General features: G+C 32.3%; 4 protein-coding genes and 1 pseudogene. 1 reads left to right on the plus strand and 4 read right to left on the minus strand.

Translation table 11 applies throughout. From position 1 onward, the window contains the following. Positions 1-530 precede the first annotated feature (530 nt). On the plus strand, positions 531-1,157 hold the full coding sequence (locus K334_RS0112685; protein ID WP_025881841.1) for a sce7726 family protein: 627 nt from the start codon (positions 531-533) through the stop codon (positions 1,155-1,157). Here the strand turns inward: K334_RS0112685 and K334_RS0112690 are convergent. From K334_RS0112690 to K334_RS14095, 4 genes and pseudogenes are all read right to left on the minus strand, one after another. Next, positions 1,145-2,224, minus strand: coding sequence for a beta family protein (locus K334_RS0112690; protein ID WP_025881842.1), 1,080 nt, complete (start codon positions 2,222-2,224; stop codon positions 1,145-1,147). The genes K334_RS0112685 and K334_RS0112690 overlap by 13 nt on opposite strands. Further along, positions 2,217-2,771 (minus strand): ImmA/IrrE family metallo-endopeptidase, encoded by a 555-nt coding sequence (locus K334_RS0112695; protein ID WP_025881843.1) that lies wholly within the window; start codon positions 2,769-2,771, stop codon positions 2,217-2,219. Before K334_RS0112695 ends, K334_RS0112690 begins: the two co-directional genes overlap by 8 nt. Positions 2,772-2,773: 2 nt before the next feature. Beyond that, positions 2,774-3,400 (minus strand): hypothetical protein, encoded by a 627-nt coding sequence (locus tag K334_RS0112700; protein WP_025881844.1) that lies wholly within the window; start codon positions 3,398-3,400, stop codon positions 2,774-2,776. A gap of 265 nt (positions 3,401-3,665) precedes the next feature. Next, positions 3,666-4,050: pseudogene (locus K334_RS14095) on the minus strand (site-specific integrase); the annotation flags it as partial.

Below are 4,050 nucleotides of genomic sequence, written 5' to 3' on the forward strand. Positions count from 1 at the left end.
GCGTAAAAAGGTAGGGCTTAGGACAAACAAGGTTTTACGGCGAGAATACTACCTGCAATGAAATGGAAGTGTGGAGATTGTCGTCTAAACGGCTTTCCGCACCGACCTTTTTTGTTCGTAGAAGCCCGGAACTACCTTGGTCACTGACAACGAACAACCGTTCCCGACATGATACACGGGCATAAGTGGAGGATGTACAGGCAGAGAAGTGCGGTGAAAACAAAAAACGCAGTCTCAGGGGACTGCATCTTATCATAAAATGGAATACACGGAAAACAAAAAGCCGCCCCAACGGACACTCTACGAAAATAATTCGGGAGAAATTCTTTTTTCTCACAATATACCATTATCTCTGCAACAGGTTATTCGAGTTATGCAAAGCTTTGCATATGACCGCAGGAAATAGGTCATTACCTACTGCATTTCAGAACTCATTAGGCTGTTGAAAACCAATCATTTGAACCTAAATGATAGATTTTTACGAAAATACAATAGAAATGTGCTAAAAAAGAGGTATTTTTGTACTTGCAATGAAAAAATATGGACTACAATCAGCAGAATATATAAAATGCCTATTTATTGATTATTTATTATCAAGATGTAAAGAATTGATTATAGGTAACGAATTAATGTATGGCATAAAACGAAAAGTAGTAGATTTAGTTGTTCTTCAAAAGAATAAAATAATAGCGGTTGAAATTAAATCAGATAGTGATAATTTAAATCGTTTAGAAGAACAAATTTCAGAATACAAGAAAATTTTTGACTACATATTGATTGTAACAACAGAAAAACATGCAAGCAGGATCAGCGAAGTTGTACCTTCAGAGATAGGAATCTACATTTTTAAAGAAAATCTTTTAATGAAGAAAATTCGTAATCCTCGCATTCAAAGGAACAAAGATAAAGTTGAAATGTTGTATTCGATTAATGCTAAGTATTTATGCAAGCTAGAAGGCTTTACCTTATCTAAATACGATACAGATGAGATACGGCAAAAATATGCGAAAAGGAGAATTTCTAATATCCAAGAAATTCTCTTTATGTATTTTACTCAAAAATATAAAGAGCGATTTACTCTTTTTATGAACGAACGAGGGATGCTTACTCATATAGAAGATTTGAATCTCCTTTCTTCATCTTTTCAAATAGAATAAATTCTATTTACTTGTTGTGCTATATGAATATTCATTCTTACAGAAATCCAAAAAGAAGGAGATGCAGATGGAGTTCCTCCTTCAGCACAAAAATGTATCTGATTGATACCCCAAATATTTAAGTTATGTGGAAACCTTAAATCTGCACATACCGATTGTGCTACTTGGATATATGTAGAAGCATAAGCTGATACTCCCTTAGGTCTTCTTTTTTTATAATAAAAAATGGTTTTATCTAAAGGAACATCTATCCTTGGAATCCAGCCACGGGCCATTGTTATAGTATCATTTCTAACTGGATTGATTGATGCATAATCAGCATATACAATATCTTTATGTGTTTGCAATATAATGTTATATATATCAATTTCTGAAATACTAAATGTATCACTTTCTAAATCTCCCAAGTCTCTCACATTATTAGGAAAAGAGGTTGAGGCAACAATATATTCACAAGGGGAAGTTATAATTGATTTTAGATTATCAATTCTAGCAATACATTTATTTGCAACATTTTGATATGATGCTTGTGGAACATAACCGCAATCAATGACCATTTTAAGATTCTTATTAGTTATATTATTAATAAGCTCTATATCATCATAGCAGTTTTCGTCAGAAATATCGCTTCTGTATAAAATAGTTTTAAAATTAGATTCTAATTCTTGTATTTGCTTTGTTATATTCTCTTCAAAATTATCATCTTCAAAATTGAATAACACGGTTGGAATAATTTTTTCAAATACACTCTCGTTTTTTAATTGTATCAGGAAATTTACCCAATTCTTGTAACCTGAATCAGGAGTGTATAAATAATCCACTTCCGGGGAAGATAAAGATTCTTCAGAAGTGACATCAATGGCGATTGTTTGCCCTTTATAGATGTCTTTCAACTTAGATAGACGTTTCTCAAATGGATATGTTTCTATCTTGTTTTTTGTCACCTTACGACCTCTTGTTATTTCAATCAATGGTAACGTGTTAAACAATATAGCTTTAGGGATATTCTCTAATGCCCTTATCTCAGCTTCCCCTGTTTTTATTATAATCCAGTATTTGTTATCCATTGTCTTTAATTTTATATCCAAGTGATATTACTCTATATTTCATTGCTGCAGATGAAACATTAAAAGCAGATGCAAGTTCTCCAATGTTTTTTATTTTATCCTCATCTATTAATTTGCGAAGTGTATTTTCAGGCATGAGTAATCGAGATGCAAATTCATTAGCATGATACTCAATGGAATCCATATTATCACTTCTGAAAAATGTAGTGTCGGTAAATTCTGTATTCTTGCCTTTATGAAGCATATAGTGACCCAATTCATGGGCTATTGTAAATCTCTGTCTTTTGACATTATGATTACTATTTATACTCATAATCCATTTACCATTAATATAACTTAAAGTTCCTGATTTACTAGTATCCATTACTTCATATCTGATTTCGATATCATTAAATGTAGATATTAAATCTTCAATTTTAAGAGCATTATTAATATACAGTCCTGACTCTTGAGCCTTTTTCAAAATATCATTTACACTAACCAATAAATCAGGTTCCTGATACTTATCCGACTTTTTAAGCCCTTTTCTACTTCCTTTTATTCCCATATCTACTCTATTTCTTGGTTAGATGATTTATCTTCTTCTAATTCATTGTACGCTTCAAATAGTAATTTTACGTCTTCTTCTAATTTTAGCATTCGATTATCAATAACTTCTTTATCTTCATGCCTTAAAACTTCATCTTCAATTCTTCCATATAATGCATTAATACAAGTATCTTTAAAAGATATAGAATCCTTCATAAGTTCACTTAACGATTCTACGATGCTCTTTTTTAATTCTGTATTAATTTTTTCTTTGTGATTATTTATATCAGTTTTAATTTCGTCAATTTCTTTTTTTGATGCAGTCTTTATCGAGTATATTGTACCAAAAGTAAAAATGGCAAACAACCCCAAGAGGAATGATATTAGAGTGTTGTAATATTCTGCTATGTGAGAAGTATATTCACCTGGATTTAATAATACACCTTTGGATTCCAAATCATTTAGAACCTCAATATGCGCACATTTAATGCTATCTACTATAAAAGTGTTGTTATAAGACAAAGCTTTTTCTGGATTCAGTAAATATACTGGTGCATAATCTATGGGTGCTATAAATGCCATAACAATAACAATAATCAATATCATTATTGATGCGCCAATTATTCCAGAAACAATACCATCTTTCATATCTGATTTTCTGCAAAGGTACAAAAAATATGCCCCAATCAAGAAGAGAAAGATAATTTGTTTAAAATTGGATACTCTAAATTAATTATTTGATGAGATTGTTTTTGTTAGAAGTAATTAATTTACTATCTTTGCAATCATAGAGGCGTTCTTTTGACTTAATGCAAAATAAGGAAGAATATAGAACATCGCTGGTTTCCTTATCGTTACCGACTCTTCTTTTTCATTATTTCAATTCATTGAAATATAGTCACTTGTAAATTAAGCTATGTTTAGCCATGTGGTAGGACAACCGTTCTCTGATACCGCAAGCCTTACCCACGATGCCCAGCTTTGCAATCATCACGCTACGGCTACAAGCACAGTGAAAAATAAAGTCGTCGCCTTTTCCTTTCACTGTCTGCATTTCTTTCATGCTCAGTTGTTCTTTCTTGCATTGATTGATGATGGTCTCTGCTATCGGGTGCAGGGGCACAATAAACTCCACCTTTGTTTTCTGCCGTTCTTTTCGGATATATTTCTGTCCGTCCGCTGCCATTTGGACATGTCCAAATGGCAAATGTTCCATATCAGCAATAGCCAAACCTGTAAAACAGGCAAAGACAAACAGCCGTCTTGCTTGTTCTGCCTCCTTATCAGGTACTCTCAGT

This window comes from Segatella baroniae DSM 16972 = JCM 13447 (genome assembly GCF_000426585.1).
In the GTDB taxonomy this organism is placed as follows: domain Bacteria; phylum Bacteroidota; class Bacteroidia; order Bacteroidales; family Bacteroidaceae; genus Prevotella; species Prevotella baroniae.

Excerpts from the sequence above, each read along its gene's own strand:
- K334_RS0112685 (WP_025881841.1), top strand. The coding sequence starts at position 531 with ATGAAAAAATATGGACTACAATCAGCAGAATATATAAAATGCCTATTT.
- K334_RS0112695 (WP_025881843.1), bottom strand. The coding sequence starts at position 2,771 with ATGGGAATAAAAGGAAGTAGAAAAGGGCTTAAAAAGTCGGATAAGTAT.
- K334_RS0112690 (WP_025881842.1), bottom strand. The coding sequence starts at position 2,224 with ATGGATAACAAATACTGGATTATAATAAAAACAGGGGAAGCTGAGATA.
- K334_RS0112700 (WP_025881844.1), bottom strand. The coding sequence starts at position 3,400 with ATGAAAGATGGTATTGTTTCTGGAATAATTGGCGCATCAATAATGATA.